Source organism: Streptomyces sp. NPDC001406 (genome assembly GCF_042895285.1).
GTDB lineage: Bacteria > Actinomycetota > Actinomycetes > Streptomycetales > Streptomycetaceae > Streptomyces.
Window position 1 is genome coordinate 121,533 of the sequence record NZ_JBIAWG010000006.1, and the last position, 17,359, is coordinate 138,891.

Here is a 17,359-nt window from a genome sequence, read left to right on the forward strand (position 1 = left end):
TCGACTCAGGCGCCGGGACAGGGCCGGCGGCAGGCTGGGCGCATGACCCAGCGCTACTGCTCGCTCGCGCAGCAGTCGGCCCCGTCCTTTCCGCCGGGGCTGGCCGCCGAACGCCTGAGCGCGCTGCTGAGCGGGAGCCGGATGTGGGTCAACGGCACGGTTCTGCACTACTACTTCTTCGACTCCGACGCCGACGCCTCGGTGATCCCCGTCCCGGGGACCGGCGAGACCCGCCGGGTTTCGTGGGCGGGCGCGAAGGGGCAGCAGGACGTCGTGCGCGAGTGCTTCCAGGAGTGGCGGGACCTCGGCGTCGGGGTGTCGTTCGCCGAGGTCTCCGACCGCCGCGAGGCGGAGCTCAGGATCGGGTTCCAGGCCGGCGACGGTTCCTGGTCGACGGTGGGCCGGGACGCGCTCTCCACCGGTCTGAACGAGCGCACCATGAACCTGGGCTGGGACCTGACCGCGCCCGGGCAGCGCGGCACGGCCCTGCACGAGATCGGGCACGCGCTCGGCATGCTGCACGAGCACCAGAGCCCCTTCGCCGGCATCCACTGGGACGACGAGGCCGTGTACGCCGATCTGGCGGGCCCCCCGAACCACTGGAGCCGGGACAGGACGTTCCACAACATCCTGCGCAAGCTGGACCCGGCCGAGGTCAACGGCTCGGTGTGGGACCCGCAGTCGATCATGGAGTACCCCTTCTCGTCGGGGCTGATCCTGGAGCCGGAGCAGTTCCGCGGGGGGCTGCACCCGCCCGGGACGCTGTCCCCGGCCGACAAGGAGTTCGTGCTGCGCTGGTACCCGCCGGCGGACCGGCCCCGGCCGGCCGCGCTGGTGCCGTTCCGCTCGGTGCCGCTGCGCCTCGGCCCCGGTGAGCAGGCCGACTTCGCCGTCGAGCCGCCGGAGACCCGTGAGTACACGGTGGGCACCTTCGGGGACGGCGACGGTGTGGTCGTGGTCTTCGAGGAGCGCGACGGCGAGCCGCGCTATCTCTGCGGCCGGGACGACGGGGGCGCACCGCACAACGCGACGATCAAGGTGCGGCTCGTCAAGGGCCGCCGCTATTTCGTCCGCGTCCGCCTGTACTCCACGTGGGGTTCGGGCGAGACGGCCGTCATGTGCTGGTGACAGCACGGGCCGCGAGGCGGATGTCCGGGCCACAGTCCGGCGCCGGGGGAGCGGTCGAGGACGTCACCTTCGGGGGAGGGGGACGTCCTCGGCCGCACGGCGCTTCGCGGGCGCCCGCCTACAGGGTCCGGCTGAAGACGACCCGGGGCCGGCCGGGCCCGTTGTACTCCTCCTCCACCCGTACGTCGAAGCCGAGACCGCGGTGGAAGGCGACCGAGCCCTCGTTGCCGACCGTCGTGATCGCCTTCAGACGGACGGCACCCTGCCGGCGGGCCGCGTCGGTGAAGGCTCCGTACAGGGCGCGGCCGAGACCGGTGCCGCGGGCGTCGTCGCGGGTGGCGACCAGGTGCACGTATCCGGTGCGGTCCGGGGTGACGAAGCCGATGAGGTATCCGCGGATGCCGTCCTCGTCGCGCGCGACCAGACAGGTGGACCCGAACTCGTGCACCAGCGCCAGCAGGTGCAGCCCGCGCAGATCGCGCCCGCCCCAGTAGCGGGAGTGGTCCGCGAGGACCTGCTGGATGTCCGTGACGTCGGCGGGGACGATGCGCGGGGCCATGGTGCCGATCATGTCAGGCCCGCGGCCCACGGGGTTCGAGTTGCCGTACGCGAGGCGGCGCGGTGCGCTGGAAGCGGGCCGATGTGTGCGGAAGGAGCCGGATCCCATGGCGGACGATCCACGCCCCGGGGCCGGTGCGGTGCCGGGGGCCGTGCCCGAGACGTTCGTGTTCGCGTGCCGGGACTGCCGATACGTGTGGCAGGCCGTCTTCCAGGTGGTGTTCTTCACCGACCCGACCTCGCTGGACACACTGGAGTACGTCGACGAGGCGGGCCGGCCCGTACGGTCGCCGCTCGCCGACGCGGTCTGCCCCCTCTGCCGCGGGCGGAACGTCCAGGTCACCACGCCCGAACTCGCCGGCCGCGCCGGATCGCGGGGGGACGACCGGCACCGGCACAGGCACCGCTTCCACCTGCGCCATCGCCGTCCGGGCCGGCCAGGCAAGGGAAAGGGCTCCGCCTGAGCACCCGCGGAGCGCTTCACCCGAACGGCCCGGTGCGCTGGTCGGCCGCCGGGAGCGGTGGTGGCGTGGAAGGACGTACCGCGTTCCACAGGAGGCCCGCCGCGATGAAGCGTCCGTACCGTCCCGCACGTGTTCTCGCCTCGGCCCTGGCCGCAGGGTCGCTCCTGGCCACGGTCTCCTGCTCGGAGGACGGCGGTTCCCCGCAGGCCGCGCCCGCCTCGCCCGCGGCCCAGCGGCCCCCGTCGCCGTCCGCCACGGCCGCCCTGACCGGGCCGGGGGCGAAGGCCGCGCTGATCACCGAGGCCGATATCGAGGGCGACTGGACACAGGTCGACAACGCGGCGACCTGGCGCAACCAACTGCTCGTCGGCAAGGTCGACGTCGCCCAGTTCCTCAGCGGGAAGTCCAGTGCCGCCGACTGCCAGAAGCTCCTCGACAGCATGTACTCCGACACGTTGCTGGGACGGGCGGTCGGCGCGTCGGCACTCACCGGTTTCACCGCGGTGGACTACCGGCTGCTCTACCAGGTCGGCGACTACGGCAGGGAGTCGGTGGACAAGACCCTGGACTGGCTGGGGAGCCTTCCGCAGAAGTGCGCCCAGTTCACCGCGACCGCCTCCGACGGCAGCAAGCGGACGGTCCAGGTCGTCGAACTCCCGCTGCCCAAGGCCGGCGACGCCAGACAGGGGCTGACGGTGACGGTGCAGGGCACCGCGGACGGGCAGCCGGTCACACTCACCCAGGACGTCGCCGCGCTCCGGGTCGGCGCCTCCGGGGCCAGCCTCACCAACGGCGGTCCGTCGGGCGCCGATCACCCGAGCACCGTGTCGTCCGTGGAGGCGGGCGCCCTGCGGCTGCAGGACGTCCTCGCCGGGAAGACCCCGACCGCGAACCCGAGCCAGTTCGACTGACGCTCCCTGGCGCGACCCTCCCCAGACGCAGCGATATGTGACATAGTACTGGCGTGGGGAAGCGACTGACCTGCGATGTCGTGGTGGTCGGAGCCGGGATGGTGGGCGCGGCCTGCGCGTTGTACGCCGCCCGGGCCGGTCTCGACGTGACGGTGGTGGACCGCGGTCCTGTCGCCGGAGGCACGACCGGCGCCGGTGAGGGCAATCTGCTCGTCTCCGACAAGGAGCCCGGGCCGGAGCTCGAACTCGCCCTGCTGTCCGGCCGGTTGTGGGCCGAGCTGGCGCAGGAGACGGGCGAGGCGATCGAATACGAAGCCAAGGGCGGCGTCGTGGTCGCCGAAACACCCGAAAGCCTCTTGGCCCTGGAGAGGTTCGCGGACGGGCAGCGGGCGGCGGGAGTCAGGGCGGAGGCGGTGGGCGCCGACCGGCTCCACCTGCTCGAACCCCAGCTGGCACCCGGCCTCGCGGGGGGTGTGCACTATCCGCAGGACGCCCAGGTGATGCCGGCGCTGGCCGCCGCCCACCTGCTGCGCGCCTCGGGCGCCCGCCTCCTCACCGGCCGGAGGGTGACCGCGCTGCCGCGCACGCCGGACGGCGCGGTGCGCGGGGTCCGCACGGACCACGGCGAGATCCACGCGCCGGCCGTGGTGAACGCCGCGGGAACCTGGGGCGGTGAGCTGGCCGGTCTGGCGGGCGTGCACCTGCCGGTACTCCCCCGGCGCGGCTTCGTCCTGGTCACCGAGCCGCTGCCCCGGCTGGTCCGGCACAAGGTGTACGCGGCGGACTACGTGGCGGACGTCGCCAGCGACTCGGCCGCGCTGCAGACCTCACCGGTCGTCGAGGGCACGGCCGCCGGGCCGGTCCTGATCGGCGCGAGCCGCGAACGGGTCGGCTTCGACCGGTCGTTCTCCCTGCCCGCCGTACGCGCACTGGCGGCCGGCGCGATCCGGCTGTTCCCGTTCCTGGCCCGGGTGCGCGCGATGCGCACGTACGCGGGTTTCCGGCCGTACCTGCCCGACCATCTGCCCGCCATCGGCCCCGACCCCCGGGTGCCGGGACTGTTCCACGCCTGCGGGCACGAGGGCGCGGGCATCGGACTCGCCACCGGCACCGGGCACTTGATCGCCCAGGTGCTGAGCGGCACGGCGGCGGAGCTGGACCTCACGCCGTTCAGGCCGGAGCGCTTCGGGCGAGACGAGGTGAACACCGCATGAATCCGCTTGAGTTGGCCGGGGCGCGACCGGGTCCGGCGTTCACGGTGACGTTCGACGGCCGAACGATCGAGGCGCTGCCCGGCCAGACGGTCGCCGCCGCGCTGTGGGCGGCGGGCGTGACCACGTGGCGCACCACACGGCACGAGGGCAGGGCGCGCGGGGTCTTCTGCGGGATCGGGGTGTGCTTCGACTGCCTGGTGACGGTCAACGGCCGCCCCAACCAGCGGGCCTGCCTGGTTCCGGTACGGCCGGGCGACACGATCCGCACACAGGAAGGGACCGGCCACGACGGCCGTATCCGGGAAGGAACGGATCACGATGGCTGAGCGACCGCGCCTCGCCGTGATCGGAGCAGGTCCGGCCGGGCTCGCCGCGTCGCTGGCGGCGGCCGCGCGCGGGGTGCACGTCACCCTCGTCGACGCCGCCGAGGAGGCGGGCGGGCAGTTCTACCGGCAGCCCGCGGCCGCGTTCGGCGCGCGCCGCCCGCAGGCCCTCCATCACAACTGGCGGACCTGGGAGCGACTGCGTGCCGGGCTGGAGCACCACATCGCGGCCGGACACCTCCGTCACCTGACGGACCACCATGTGTGGTGCATGGGGCGGGAGTCGGGGGCGGACGGGTTCACCGTGCACGCGCTGCGGGGTCCCGCCCAGGAGGAGGGTGTCGCGGTGTGCGCCGACGCCGTCCTGCTCGCCACCGGCGGTTACGAGAGGGTGCTGCCCTTCCCGGGCTGGACCCTGCCCGGGGTCGTCACCGCGGGCGGGGCGCAGGCCATGCTCAAGGGCGGGTTGGTGCTGCCGGGACGCACCGCCGTGGTCGCCGGGACCGGGCCGTTGCTGCTGCCGGTGGCGACGGGGCTCGCGGCGGCGGGCGCGCGCGTGGCCGCGCTCGTCGAGTCCGCTGATCCCGGGGCACTCCTGCGCCGGCCGTCCGCCCTGGCCGCGCAGCCCGGCAAGCTCGCGGAGGGCGCCTGGTACGCGGCCCGGCTGCTGCGTCACCGGGTGCGCACCCTCGTCCGCCACACCGTGGTCGAGGCGCACGGCACGGACCGCCTGGAAGCGGTGACCGTCGCGCCGCTCGACGCCCGGGGGCGGACCGTGCCCGGCGGCGGGCGCCGTATCCGCTGCGACACTCTCGCCGTCGGGCACGGCATGCTGCCGCACACCGACCTGGCCGAGACACTGGGCTGCCGGCTCTCCGGCACGGACGTCCGGGTGGACGACGAACAGCGCACCGATGTGCCGGGCGTCTGGGCGGCCGGGGAGGCGACCGGGATCGGCGGGGCGACGCTCGCCCTGGCCGAGGGTCACATCGCGGGCCGTTCCATCGCCGCCCGTCTCCACGGGAGTCGGCCCGACCCGCGCGCCTGGGCCGCCGCGGACCGCGCCCGGACCCGGCTGCGCGCGTTCTTCGCGGCGCTCGAAGTCGGGTACGAGCCACCCGCGGGGTGGGCGGAGCGGATCACGGACGACACGGTCGTGTGCCGCTGCGAGGAGGTCACCGCCGGGGAGATCCGGACCTCCGTGTCCGGTCTCGGCGCGGGCGATCTGCGCACCGTGAAGCTGCTCACCCGGGCCGGGATGGGCTGGTGCCAGGGCCGGATGTGCGGGCCGGCGGTCGCCGGGCTCACCGGGTGCCCGCTCACCCCGGCGCGGCGACCGCTCGCCCGGCCGGTGCCCCTGGGGGTGCTCGCCGGGCAGGACGAGGAACAGTCGGACTGACGCCGGCGGCTGTCCGGCATCAGTACTATGTCACACACCATCGGATTGGGGACCACTCATGACCCTCCCGGAGAACCGCCCCTGGCGCGGCGTCCTGGTCGCCACCGCGCTGCCCCTGCGCGACGACCTCACCGTCGACTACGACGCGTACGCCGAGCACTGCGCCTGGCTGCTGGAGAACGGCTGCGACGGCGTCGTACCCAACGGCTCGCTCGGCGAGTACCAGGTGCTCACCCCCGAGGAGCGCGCCAGGGTCGTGGAGACGGCCGTGGCCACGATCGGCGGCGCGCGGGTGATGCCGGGCGTCGCCGCCTACGGCTCCGCCGAGGCCCGCCGCTGGGCCGAGCAGGCGGGCGAGGCGGGCTGCGCGTCGGTGATGCTGCTGCCGCCCAACGCCTACCGTGCGGACGAGCGGTCCTTGCTCGCCCACTACGCCGAGGTCGCGAAGGCGGGCCTGCCGGTGGTGGCGTACAACAACCCGATCGACACCAAGGTCGACCTCGTCCCCGAGCTGCTCGCGAGGCTGCACGGCGAGGGCCACATCCATGGCGTCAAGGAGTTCTCGGGCGACGTCCGCCGCGCCTACCGGCTCGCCGAACTCGCCCCGGAACTCGATCTGTTGATCGGCGCCGACGACGTACTGCTGGAACTGGCCGTGGCGGGCGCCAAGGGCTGGGTGGCCGGTTACCCGAACGCGCTGCCCGCCGCCTGCGCCGAGTTGTACCGATCCGCGGTTTCGGGGGATCTCGCCGCCGCGCTTCCCCTGTACCGGCAGCTGCATCCGCTGCTGCGCTGGGACTCGCGGGTCGAGTTCGTCCAGGCCATCAAGCTGTCCATGGACATCGCCGGACGGCACGGCGGCCCGGTGCGCCCGCCACGGGTCCCGCTGCTGCCCGAGCAGGAGGCCGCCGTCCGTGCGGCGACCGGCAAGGCTCTCGCCGCGGGGCTCGGCTGACAAGGAGGCTCGAAAGTGCGCAGCAAACTCGTCCTGCACGCCGTCGACTCGCACACCGAGGGCATGCCCACCCGCGTGATCACCGGCGGGATCGGCACCATCCCCGGTGCGACGATGAACGAGCGGCGGCTGTACTTCCGTGAACACCGCGATCACATCAAGCAGTTGCTGATGAACGAGCCGCGCGGGCACTCGGCGATGAGCGGTGCGATCCTGCAGCCGCCGACCCGCCCCGACTGCGACTGGGGCGTCGTCTACATCGAGGTCTCCGGCTATCTGCCGATGTGCGGGCACGGCACCATCGGCGTGGCGACCGTGCTGGTGGAGACCGGCATGGTGGAGGTCGTCGAGCCGGTCACCACCATCCGCCTCGACACCCCGGCCGGGCTCGTCGTCGCCGAGGTCGCGGTCGAGGACGGCGCCGCCAGGAACGTCACGCTCAGGAACGTGCCGTCGTTCTGTGCCGGCCTGGACCGCAAGGCCGTGCTCGCCGACGGGCGGACGGTGACGTACGACCTGGCGTACGGCGGGAACTTCTACGCGATCCTGCCGCTGGAGGAGTTCGGCCTGCCCTTCGACCGCGCCCGCAAGGACGACATCCTGAGGGCGGGGCTGGCCCTGATGGACGCCGTCAACGCCGAGGACGAGCCGGTCCATCCCGAGGACCCCTCCATCCGCGGCTGCCATCACGTCCATCTGTACGCGCCCGGCGCCACCGCCCGTCACTCGCGGCATGCGATGGCCATCCACCCCGGCTGGTTCGACCGCTCGCCCTGCGGTACGGGCACCAGCGCGCGCATGGCACAACTGCATGCGCGCGGCGAACTGCCCCTGCACACCGAGTTCGTGAACGAGTCCTTCATCGGCACACGGTTCACCGGACGGCTGCTGGGCGAGACCGAGGTCGCCGGGATCCCGGCCGTGCTGCCGAGCTTCACCGGCCGCGCCTGGATCACGGGCACGGCCCAGTATCTGCTCGATCCGGCCGACCCCTTCCCGGAGGGCTTCGTGCTCTAGGACAGGTCCTGGCCCCCCATACTGGCAACACGTGACATGGCACCACCCGTTCGAGGAGACACCCGATGACCGCCCAGCGCAGCAGCGCCCCGTCTGCCGCACCCGAACTCCCCCGCCTGGGCGGCCGTCGGAGCAGTTACCGCGAGCGGGTCGCCGAGGCCCTGCGGGCCGCGCTGATCGCCGGCGAGCTGCGGCCCGGCGAGGTCTACTCGGCCCCCTCGCTGGCCGCCCGCTTCGGTGTCTCGGCGACGCCGGTGCGCGAGGCGATGCTGGACCTGGCCAAGGAGGGACTGGTCGACACGGTCCCCAACAAGGGTTTCCGGGTCACCGCCGTCTCCGACAGGCAGCTCGACGAGTACACGCACATCCGCTCGCTCATCGAGATCCCCACCGTGGTGGAGCTGGCCAGGACGGCCGACCGGGTCTCCCTGGAGGCGCTGCGCCCGGCCGCCCGGGAGATCGTGACCGCGGCGGCCGCGGGCGACCTCATCGCGTACGTCGAGGCGGACACCCGCTTCCACCTGGGGCTGCTCGCCCTGGCCGGCAACGCCCATCTCGTCGAGGTGGTCGCCGACCTGCGGGGGCGCTCCCGCCTCTACGGACTCACCGCGCTGGTGGAGGCGGGCCGTCTGCTGGCCTCCGCCGAGGAACACCTGGAGCTCCTGGACGCGTTGCTGGACCGCGACGAGCGCGCCGTGCGCGAGATCATGACCCGCCATCTGGGGCATGTACGGGGTCTGTGGGCCGCCCGGGCCGATCGGGAACCGAGCTGAGCGGACCCGCGCCCGCCCGAGGACGAGGCTCCCCGCGGATCTCCGTAACCCGAAGTACGCGCTCACCGTTCACAAACGGGCGAGGAAGCGACAGTGTAGCCCCACTCACTCGCACGCGGTGTATGTGAACGTTGGCCGCTCGCCGAGCGTTGATCGGTGGATACGCTGTGTCAAGGTGGGATTCCCGGCGCGCGACGGAGGGCGCCATGCCGCGAGGGGGACGAGTGCTGGTGGGTCGGACCGAGACACAGCAACGCGGGGCGCGAGCGGGAGCCGGCGAGCGACGCCGTCGGAATATCGCCGTCGCCCCGAGCACTCTGGAACGAGACGTCGAACTGACCGTCGCGCAGACGTCGTTGGACGCTCTGAACAGCCGTTCGCAGACCGGCGCGACCACCCCCGTGACCCGCCGGGACGGTGTGCTGGCCTTCACGGGCGCCGCGGGCGCGGGCAAAACGACCCTGCTGGACGAGGTGCGCAGGCTCGCCGCGGAGCGCGAGTGCCGGGTGCTGTCCGCCAAGGGCGGCGAGCTGGAACAGGGCGTGGCCTTCCACGTGGTGCGGCAGCTGTTCCAGCCGCTGATGGCCTCGTACTCCGACAGTGAGCGGCGCGAGCTGCTGGGCGACTGGTACGCGATCATCGGGCCCTGTATCGGCCTGTGCCCCGCGGGGGAAGGAGCCGCACCCGATCCGCAGGGTGTGCGGGACGGCCTGGACTGGCTGGTCACCAACGTGGCGCTGCGACGCGGACCGTTGGTCATGATCGTCGATGATGCGCACTGGGTGGATCTGGAGTCCCTGATGTGGCTGACCTCCTTCACCCGGCAGGCCGAGGATCTGCCGACGCTGATGGTGGTGGCCTACCGGCCGGAGGAACCGACCGAGGGCGCCAAGGCGTTCACCGGCATGATGGAGCGGAACCGGGTGCAGCCGCTGGACCTGGAGCCGTTGACGCCCGCGGCGGTCTCCTCGCTGCTGCGGGAGGCGCTCGTCAAGGACGTCGACGACGGATTCTGCCAGGAGGCGTGGCGGGTCACCGGCGGCAATCCCTTCGAAACGGTGGAGCTGGCCGCCAGGATCCGCGAACGGGAGGTCGATCCCGTCCAGAAGAACGTCCGGCTGCTGCGCGACCTGGCGGCCGCCACCACCATGGGCGGCGGCCTGGTGGACCGGCTCGAACAACTGGGCACGTCCGCCACCCGCCTGGCCTGGGCGGTGGCCATTCTCGGTTCGGAGGCGACCCCTGATCTGGCGGCGTCCCTGGCGGCACTGGGCCCGGCCAATGTCGCGCAGGCGGCGGACCTGCTGCGGGCCGAGCACATCCTCAAACCCGGTGAGCGGCTGGAGTTCGCGCATCCGCTCATTGCCACGGCGGTGTACCGGGCGATTCCCGGCGGGACCCGGGCGGCCATGCACGGCAAAGCGGCGTGGGAACTCATCGACGCGGGCCTGGGTCCGGCGGTGGCGGCGCGGCATCTGCTGGAGACTCAGCCCGAAGGCGACGACGCGGTGGCCCGGCGGCTGCACGACGCGGCCCGCGAGTATGTGCGCCGGGGGGCTCCCGAGGCCGCCCACCGCTGTCTGAGCAGGGCGTTGCGCGAAACTCCGGTCGCGGAGCTGCGGGCCGCCATCCTGCACGAGCTCGGTTCGCCGGCGCTGACACACGACCCGGTGACCGCGGTCAACCATCTGCGGGCGGCGCTGGACGAGCCCGACCTGCCGCCCGAGCTGCGTCAGGCCATCGTGATCCGGCTCGCGCGGGCGCTGGCGTACTGCGACCGGCTGGCCGAGGCGATGGGCGTCATGGAGGAGGAAGCCCGCACGACCGCGGACGCACGGGGTCGGCTGCGGCTGCTGACCGAGCACTTCATGCTGGCGGCCTTCACCTCCGAGGACCACGACGGCCCGGCGCTGTCACGCCGGCTCGCCCAGCTCACCGAGCGGCTGACCGGGCGCGAGGAGACCGAGCGGTATCTGTTCGGGCTGCGCGGATGGGACGCCGTGGTGCGCGGCGAATCGATGTCGACGGCCCTGAAGTACGCCGAGCAGGCGATGAGCAACCGGATGAGCTGGACCGACGAGCGGTGGGGGTTCGAGGTTCCGGCACTGGTGGCGCTCACCTTCCTGTACTGCGACCGTCCCGACCGGGCCGAAGAGCTGTTCGCCCGCGGCATCGAGGAGTTCGAGCGCCAGGGGTGGCGTGGCACTCCCCTGGCACTCGGCTACACCTTCCTCGGCTACATCCGGTTCCGCTGCGGCCGGCTCACCGACGCGGAGGATTTCGTCAGGGCGGGACTGCGACTGGCCGACCGGGTGAGCCCCGACGTGCCCGTGCACTGGTACGCGATCGGAAGCCTGATCGAAATCCTGCTCGCCCGGGGCCAGGTCGACGCGGCGGAGAGGATGGCGGCGGATCACGGTCTCGGTGAGCCGTTCCCGTCTGCCGTGACGTTTCCCGACGCCCAGACCGTCCATGCCGAGTTGCTGCTGGCCCGGGGACTGACGAAGGAAGCGGCGGCGGAACTGACCCGGGTGGGAGAGCGGCTGGACGGACACGGGATGCGCAATCCGGGGCTGTACCCATGGCTGCTGCGCCTCGCCCTCGCCTCCTACGGCACGGATGTCGGGCGGGCCCGGAATCTGGCGCACAAAGCGGTACAGCGGGCCGAGCGCTTCGGCGCTGCCTCCACCACCGGGCATGCGCTGCGCGTCATGGCACGGATCAGTGACGGGCCCCAGGCCATCACCCTGCTGCAGCGCGCGGTCACGGAACTGGAGCGATCGCCCTCGGCGTACGAGCTCGCCTGTGCCCTGGTCGAGTTGGGCACGGCACTGCGCCGGGCCGGCCGGGTCTCACAGGCCGCCGAGCCGCTGTACCAGGGGGTCGATCTCGCCACTCGGTGCGGTGCCGATCCCATGGTGACCCTCGCGCGTGACGAACTGATCGCCGCGGGACTGAGGCCCCGCCGCTTGGCTTAGGCGCCGAACGACGACCGCCGAGGGCGCATGGAATCTCATGGGGCGCGTCTGAACCTGAAGTGCGCCCCCCTGCGCGCCAGATCGTGAGCCATGGGGTACATGGGGCACATTGCACGTTTCACCGACGGCCGCCCCGTGAAGGCTCCACGTGAGCCCCGGAGGACCAAGGTCTTTCGCGTTCCAGGACGGTTGACGCAGGTGGCGGCAGCCCTCTCCGGAGCTCCGCTGTGACGGGCGCATCCCTGGGGGGGCCATGCGAGCGGCGACGGATACGGAGGATCGGGCCGTAACTCTCGATCACTCGGCGCCGGACCTTGCGCAGATCCGGCTCATGGCAGGCTCCGCCCTGGCCGATTTCCTCGACGGCAAATGTCTCACGGCGCAGTCCTCCCCGTCGCTCGAACCCAAGGAAATGCTCCGCGGTTTCCTTTCTTCGGGCGGCAAGCTCATCCGGCCGGTGATGTGCCTGTGCGGCTGGTATGCCGCGGGCGGCGCGTGGGATCCGGGACCGGTGGTGAAGGCCGCCGCGTCCTTGGAGTTGTTCCACGCCTTCGCTCTCATTCATGACGATGTCATGGACGACAGCGACGCCCGTCGGGGACGGCCGGCTCTGCACCGGCTCCTGGCCGAATGCCACCGGGACCGGCGCACTCCCGGACACGCGGAACGGCGTGGCATCCACGCCGCCGTATTGCTCGGCGATCTCGCTCTTGCGTGGTCGGACGAGCTGTTCCACACGGCAGGGCTCTCGCCCGCACAGATACGAGCGGCTCGCCCGCTGCTCGACACGATGCGCAACGAGGTCATGCTCGGCCAGTGCCTGGATCTGCTGGCCACCGGACGGCCGAGCGGCGACATCGACCACGCGCTGACGATCTGCCGCTTCAAGACCGCCAAATACACCGTCGAGCGCCCTCTGCACATCGGTGCCGCGCTCGCGGGCGCCGGTCAGCCGCTCCTGGACGCGCTGACCGCCTATGCCCTCCCCATCGGCGAGGCCTTCCAGCTGCGAGACGACCTCCTCGGTGTCTTCGGCGATCCCGGGGAGACCGGAAAACCCGTCGACGACGACCTTCGCGAGGGCAAGTACACCGCGCTGATGGCGCTCGGCATCGCACGGGCCGATCACGCGCAACTGAGCGTGCTGCGCTCGCTCGTGGGCCGCTCGGACCTCGATACGGAAGGGGCCGACGCGATCCGCGGCGTTCTGGTCTCCACCGGCGCCCGCGCCACGGTGGAACAGATGATCAGCGGCAGACGGCGCAGGGCCCTGAGCGCGCTCCACGGCGCGCCGTTACCCCCGCATGCCATCACGGCCCTGCGCCGGCTGGCTCACGCAGTCTCCGCACGCAGTTCCTGAGCGCCTCGGCGCACGTGTGGTCATCGCTCGCCCGCCATGAAATCCCGTGATTCCAGGGGGACCTCATGTCCGACATCTCATCACTGCGCACGGGCACCTCGCTGCTTGCCCGGCACGAGGACGAGAAGCCCGAGGGATTCTTCCTTCCGGAGCTGCCGCGGCTTCTTCCGGTGGTGTACCACCCCAAGGCGGCGCAGATCGAGTTCCGGTCGAATGCCTGGGTGCGCCGGCAGCTGGCAGGGTGCTTCGCCGACGAAGAGGACCTGCTGAAACTCCTGCGTGAACGCGTGGGCCTGTACGCACCCCTCATCGCCCCGACGGCCGACGAGCAACGCGTACTGGATCTTGCCGACTTCTACCATTTCGTCGGGCTCATCGACAATCTGGCGGCGGACCACACCGGCCTGGGAGCCAGCCACCTCGGAGCCCGCGACGTCTTCGACAGGATCATGGCCGACTTCGCCGCCGGGACGGCAGCCGCAACGAGCGACAACTCCCCGTTCGGACGGGCGGCCCGAGATCTGTGGCGGCGCATAAGCCCCGGGCTGAGCCCGCATCAGGTCCGGCGCTTCAAGTCGAGCATGAGCAGCTTCCTGCGGGGAATCACCAGCGAGCTTCCCTACCAGCTGTCCGGCTCGGTTCCGGACTACGACACCTACCTGGCCATGCGACTCGACAGCTTCGGCTGCGACTTCATCCTTCTGCTCACCGAGTACGCCCTCGCGATCGACCTGACCGAGCCGGCCGCGTCACCTCGTTTCGTGGACATGCACGCCCACGCGATGCGTCAGTTGATCCTCGTCAACGACCTGCTGTCCCTGCGCAAGGAGCAGGGAGACCCCATGAACGCGGTACGGGTGCTGTGCTGCCACGACGGGCTGACACTCCAGCAGTCCGTCGACAGGGTCTGCGAGTTGGTCGAACTCCATGAGCGGGCGTACATCGCGGCCCGGGACACGGTGCGGCACGGCCCCTTCGGCGCCCGCGCGGACGTCCGCGCCTATCTCGACGGGCTTGATCATCTGCTCGCCGGCAGCCAGGAGTACGAATACCTCACCCCTCGCTACTTCGGCGACGGATCGGTATGGGACGGCTCCACCTCCGGATGGGTCAGCCTCACCGCGCCCATCGCCAGATTCCTGCCCCGGGCCGGCCAGGGAAACGGCGCGACAACGGACCAGCGCTTTCAGCAACCACACCGGAAGGAGCACAAGAGTTGACGGCGACCCACGAGGCACCACCGGTCTCGCGCCCCGCGACCACGGGCGTGGCTCCCGGTGGACTCCCCCTGCTCGGCCATGCGATACCCCTGCGGCGACGGCCGTTGGACTTCCTGGCCGCACTGCCCGCCCACGGCGATCTGGTGGAGGTACGGCTCGGCCCCCAGCGGACGTACCTGGTCTGCCATCCCGACCTGGTCCAGCAGGTGCTGCGGGACTCGCGGACCTTCGACAAGGGCGGCCCGCTCTTCGACAAGGTCCGCCTGCTCACGGGCAATGGCCTGGCCACGTCCTCCTGGGCGGACCACCGGCGCCAGCGCCGGCTGATGCAACCGGCCTTCCGCCCCGAGAGGATGGCCGGTTACGCCACCGTGATGGACCACGAGATCGGCGCCATGCTCGACTCTTGGGAGGAAGGGCGGGCCTTCGACGTCAATGCCGCGATGCAGGCCCTGACCGCGCGCATCATCGTCCGCACGCTGTTCTCCACCCGGATCGAGGACCGGGCCGTCGCCGAGATACAGCGCTGTCTGCCGGTCATCACCCGGGGCTTCTACACGCGCATGGTCGCGCCCGTCGGCCTGCTGGAGAAGCTGCCCACCCGGAGCAACCGCCGTTTCGACCGGGCTCTGGAGCGGATGCGCAGCGTCATCGACGAGACCATCGGCGCGCATGCGGCCGGAGTCGATCACGGGGACCTGCTGTCCGGTCTGCTCGGAGCCGAGGACGAGGAAACCGGCGAGCGACTGGCCGGGGACGAGATCCACGACCAGGTCATGACCCTGCTGCTGGGCGCGACCGAGACCACGGGCAACACACTGTCCTGGATCTTCCACCTCCTCGGCGAAAATCCCGAGGCGGCGGAGCAGTTGCACCGTGAGCTGGACGGGCTCCTCCCCGGCCGCCGGCCCGGCTTCGACGACCTGCCCCACCTGGACTACACCCGGCGTGTGATCATCGAGTCGCTGCGCATGTACCCGACGACCTGGTTGCTGACGCGGTCGACCACGTGCGAGACGGAGCTCGCCGGAGTCCGACTCGCCCCGGGCACCATCGTGCTGCTCAGCTTCTACGCCCTCGGCCGCAATCCGGCCCTGTACCCCGCCCCCGACCGGTTCGACCCCGACCGCTGGCTGCCCGAGCGGGCCAAGGCCGTACCGCGGGGTGCCTGGAACTCCTTCGGTGGCGGCAGCCGCAAATGCATCGGAGACCGGTTCGGCACGATCGAAGTCATGCTGGTCCTGGCCACCGTCGCCGCGGGCTGGCGGCTGAGGCCCCGGCCCGGCCCCGGCATCCGGCCGGAGCCGAAGGCGAGCCTGAGCACGGGCCCGCTGCCCATGGTCGCGGAGCGACGTCGTCGAGGCAGCTCCGCCGCTGCGGAGTAGCACGAGGAAGGGCCCGGACCGGATTACTCCGGCCCGGGCCCTGAACTGCGCCTTCGCAAGTCGGGACGACAGGATTTGAACCTGCGACCCCTTGACCCCCAGTCAAGTGCGCTACCAAGCTGCGCCACGTCCCGGTGCGATGTCACACGGTGTTCCGTGTGATCGCGCAGGTCAACCCTACCGCACGCGTACGGGTGCTGCTGCCGCTCGCTCCGCGACAGGGCCGGTGACCCGGCCGGCGTGCCGCACCGGGACGAAGAGCGCGGCGCCCGCGGCACCGAGGCACAGCAGCGCCAGCAGCGTGAAGCCATGGGTGTAGCCGGAGCCGTACGGCAGGCCGGAGGGCTGGAGCCGGCCGGTGACCAGGACGCTGGTCAGCGCGGCACCGACGGAGCCGCCGATGGTGCGGATGTTGGCGTTCATTCCGGTCGCGGCGCCGGTCTGCTCGGCCGGGACGCTGGCCACGACGAGGTTGGCCATCGAGGCGAAGGCGAGTCCGATGCCGAGGCCGAACACGCCCGCGACGAAGGCGATCTGCCACCGCTCGTCGTGCCACAGGGCGAGGAAGCCGAGGGCGAAGGCGCCGAGCGCGGCACCGGTGGTGAGCTGTGCCTTGGGACCCATGACGGGGGCGAGGCGGCCGCCGAGGACACCGGAGAGGAACATCGCGACGAGCATCGGCAGCATGAGCAGTCCGGATTCGGTCACGGTGGCGCCGAAGCCGTACCCGGCCGAGCGGGGCGTCTGTACGAATCCGGGGAGGAAGGACCAGATCGCGTACATGCCGGCGCCGAACAGCAGGGCCGCGGTGTTGGTGGTCCACACGGCGGGCAGCCGCATCACGCGCAGGTCGATCAGCGGGGTGCGGGAGCGGGCCTCGACCAGCAGCCAACCGGCGAACAGCACGGCGGCGGCCGCGAAGAGCCCGAGCACCTTCACCGAGCCCCAGCCCCACTGCCCCGCCTGACTGAGCGGCAGGAGCAGGGCCACCAGCCAGGCCGACAGCAGTCCGGCACCGAGCCAACTGACGCTTCCCTCGGCCCGGTTGGGCGACTCGGGCACATAGCGCAGGGCGATCGGCACGGTGGCGGCGACGACGGCGACCGGGATCCAGAACAGCCAGCGGTAGTCGAGCGCGGACACGATGGGACCGGCGGCCACCATGCCGACGCCCCCACCGGCCGCGATCACCGCGGACAGGTTGCTGATGCTGCCGCTGACCCGGGCAGGAGCGAACTCGTCCCGGATGATGCCGAACGACAGCGGGAACAGGGCGCCGCCGACGCCCTGGACGACCCGGGCCACGATCAGGACGCCTATGTTCGGCGCGAGCGCGGCGACCAGACAGCCGGCGAGGACGGCCACGAGGACGGCGACGAGGGTGCGCTTGCGGCCGACCAGGTCGCCGACGCGGCCGAGGATCGGCGTGAAGACCGAGGCGGACAGCAGATACGCCGTCATCACCCAGGTCGCGGTGGACTGGGAGCTGTGCATGGCGTGCTGGACGGTCGGCAGGGCCGGCGCGATCAGCGACTGCAGCATGGCGAACACGCCCGCACCGGTCGCGAGGACCGCGAAGGTGAGGCGGGTGGAGTTTCGGGGCACGACAGAGCCTCTCCGAATCGGAGCGGGAGGAATGAGAGGAATGAGGGGTGTCCGGGGTCGCCGCGGATA

The 17,359-nt window shown here is 71.8% G+C and carries 15 protein-coding genes and 1 tRNA gene; 13 read left to right on the forward strand and 3 right to left on the reverse strand.

The window, feature by feature from the left end:
• Positions 1-42: 42 nt before the first annotated feature.
• A complete protein-coding gene (locus ACFY1J_RS15970; protein WP_390731362.1) occupies positions 43-1,128 on the forward strand; it encodes a M12 family metallopeptidase in 1,086 nt (361 codons plus the stop codon).
• Between the two features lie 118 nt (positions 1,129-1,246).
• Here the strand turns inward: ACFY1J_RS15970 and ACFY1J_RS15975 are convergent, their stop codons facing one another.
• Positions 1,247-1,687 (reverse strand): GNAT family N-acetyltransferase, encoded by a 441-nt coding sequence (locus ACFY1J_RS15975; protein ID WP_390731363.1) that lies wholly within the window; start codon positions 1,685-1,687, stop codon positions 1,247-1,249.
• A gap of 106 nt (positions 1,688-1,793) precedes the next feature.
• On the opposite strand from ACFY1J_RS15975, the gene ACFY1J_RS15980 reads away from it, so the two are divergent.
• The 12 genes from ACFY1J_RS15980 (at position 1,794) to ACFY1J_RS16035 (ending at position 15,685) form a co-directional block, all read left to right on the forward strand.
• Positions 1,794-2,150 carry a hypothetical protein gene (locus ACFY1J_RS15980; RefSeq protein ID WP_390705663.1) on the forward strand — a complete coding sequence of 119 codons (357 nt, stop codon included), beginning with the start codon at positions 1,794-1,796 and terminating at the stop codon, positions 2,148-2,150.
• 104 nt (positions 2,151-2,254) lie between these two features.
• On the forward strand, positions 2,255-3,061 hold the full coding sequence (locus tag ACFY1J_RS15985) for a hypothetical protein (protein WP_390705662.1): 807 nt from the start codon (positions 2,255-2,257) through the stop codon (positions 3,059-3,061).
• Positions 3,062-3,114: 53 nt separating this feature from the next.
• Positions 3,115-4,275: an NAD(P)/FAD-dependent oxidoreductase gene (locus ACFY1J_RS15990; protein WP_390731364.1), complete on the forward strand. Its 1,161-nt coding sequence runs from the start codon at positions 3,115-3,117 to the stop codon at positions 4,273-4,275.
• Positions 4,272-4,601 carry a (2Fe-2S)-binding protein gene (locus tag ACFY1J_RS15995; protein ID WP_390705660.1) on the forward strand — a complete coding sequence of 110 codons (330 nt, stop codon included), beginning with the start codon at positions 4,272-4,274 and terminating at the stop codon, positions 4,599-4,601. The genes ACFY1J_RS15990 and ACFY1J_RS15995 overlap by 4 nt, the downstream gene beginning before the upstream one ends.
• The gene (locus ACFY1J_RS16000) at positions 4,594-5,997 is read left to right on the forward strand and encodes an NAD(P)/FAD-dependent oxidoreductase (RefSeq protein ID WP_390731365.1); all 1,404 of its coding nucleotides are present in this window, start codon (positions 4,594-4,596) and stop codon (positions 5,995-5,997) included. The genes ACFY1J_RS15995 and ACFY1J_RS16000 overlap by 8 nt, the downstream gene beginning before the upstream one ends.
• A 58-nt stretch (positions 5,998-6,055) precedes the next feature.
• The gene (locus ACFY1J_RS16005; RefSeq protein ID WP_390731366.1) at positions 6,056-6,952 is read left to right on the forward strand and encodes a dihydrodipicolinate synthase family protein; all 897 of its coding nucleotides are present in this window, start codon (positions 6,056-6,058) and stop codon (positions 6,950-6,952) included.
• Between the two features lie 15 nt (positions 6,953-6,967).
• Complete coding sequence (locus tag ACFY1J_RS16010) at positions 6,968-7,969, forward strand: proline racemase family protein (protein WP_390705657.1); 1,002 nt, start codon at positions 6,968-6,970, stop codon at positions 7,967-7,969.
• A 65-nt stretch (positions 7,970-8,034) separates the two neighbouring features.
• Entirely contained in the window at positions 8,035-8,742 is a 708-nt protein-coding gene (locus ACFY1J_RS16015) for a GntR family transcriptional regulator (RefSeq protein WP_390705656.1), read from the forward strand.
• Between the two features lie 356 nt (positions 8,743-9,098).
• Complete coding sequence (locus ACFY1J_RS16020; RefSeq protein WP_390731367.1) at positions 9,099-11,720, forward strand: ATP-binding protein; 2,622 nt, start codon at positions 9,099-9,101, stop codon at positions 11,718-11,720.
• A 331-nt stretch (positions 11,721-12,051) separates the two neighbouring features.
• On the forward strand, positions 12,052-13,080 hold the full coding sequence (locus ACFY1J_RS16025; RefSeq protein ID WP_390705654.1) for a polyprenyl synthetase family protein: 1,029 nt from the start codon (positions 12,052-12,054) through the stop codon (positions 13,078-13,080).
• Positions 13,081-13,145: 65 nt separating this feature from the next.
• Entirely contained in the window at positions 13,146-14,300 is a 1,155-nt protein-coding gene (locus ACFY1J_RS16030; RefSeq protein ID WP_390705653.1) for a terpene synthase family protein, read from the forward strand.
• Positions 14,297-15,685, forward strand: coding sequence for a cytochrome P450 (locus ACFY1J_RS16035; RefSeq protein ID WP_390731368.1), 1,389 nt, complete (start codon positions 14,297-14,299; stop codon positions 15,683-15,685). The genes ACFY1J_RS16030 and ACFY1J_RS16035 overlap by 4 nt, the downstream gene beginning before the upstream one ends.
• Positions 15,686-15,745: 60 nt before the next feature.
• Here ACFY1J_RS16035 and ACFY1J_RS16040 read toward each other — a convergent pair.
• A tRNA-Pro gene (locus ACFY1J_RS16040) sits at positions 15,746-15,819 on the reverse strand.
• Positions 15,820-15,862: 43 nt separating this feature from the next.
• The gene (locus ACFY1J_RS16045; RefSeq protein ID WP_390705651.1) at positions 15,863-17,290 is read right to left on the reverse strand and encodes an MFS transporter; all 1,428 of its coding nucleotides are present in this window, start codon (positions 17,288-17,290) and stop codon (positions 15,863-15,865) included.
• Between the last annotated feature and the right edge of the window lie 69 nt (positions 17,291-17,359).

Bases quoted from the DNA above. Each gene is read 5' to 3' on its own strand.
- ACFY1J_RS16005 (WP_390731366.1), top strand. From the start codon at position 6,056: ATGACCCTCCCGGAGAACCGCCCCTGGCGCGGCGTCCTGGTCGCCACC.
- ACFY1J_RS16030 (WP_390705653.1), top strand. From the start codon at position 13,146: ATGTCCGACATCTCATCACTGCGCACGGGCACCTCGCTGCTTGCCCGG.
- ACFY1J_RS15975 (WP_390731363.1), bottom strand. From the start codon at position 1,687: ATGGCCCCGCGCATCGTCCCCGCCGACGTCACGGACATCCAGCAGGTC.
- ACFY1J_RS16025 (WP_390705654.1), top strand. From the start codon at position 12,052: ATGGCAGGCTCCGCCCTGGCCGATTTCCTCGACGGCAAATGTCTCACG.
- ACFY1J_RS15970 (WP_390731362.1), top strand. From the start codon at position 43: ATGACCCAGCGCTACTGCTCGCTCGCGCAGCAGTCGGCCCCGTCCTTT.
- ACFY1J_RS15980 (WP_390705663.1), top strand. From the start codon at position 1,794: ATGGCGGACGATCCACGCCCCGGGGCCGGTGCGGTGCCGGGGGCCGTG.
- ACFY1J_RS16015 (WP_390705656.1), top strand. From the start codon at position 8,035: ATGACCGCCCAGCGCAGCAGCGCCCCGTCTGCCGCACCCGAACTCCCC.
- ACFY1J_RS15985 (WP_390705662.1), top strand. From the start codon at position 2,255: ATGAAGCGTCCGTACCGTCCCGCACGTGTTCTCGCCTCGGCCCTGGCC.
- ACFY1J_RS16000 (WP_390731365.1), top strand. From the start codon at position 4,594: ATGGCTGAGCGACCGCGCCTCGCCGTGATCGGAGCAGGTCCGGCCGGG.
- ACFY1J_RS15995 (WP_390705660.1), top strand. From the start codon at position 4,272: ATGAATCCGCTTGAGTTGGCCGGGGCGCGACCGGGTCCGGCGTTCACG.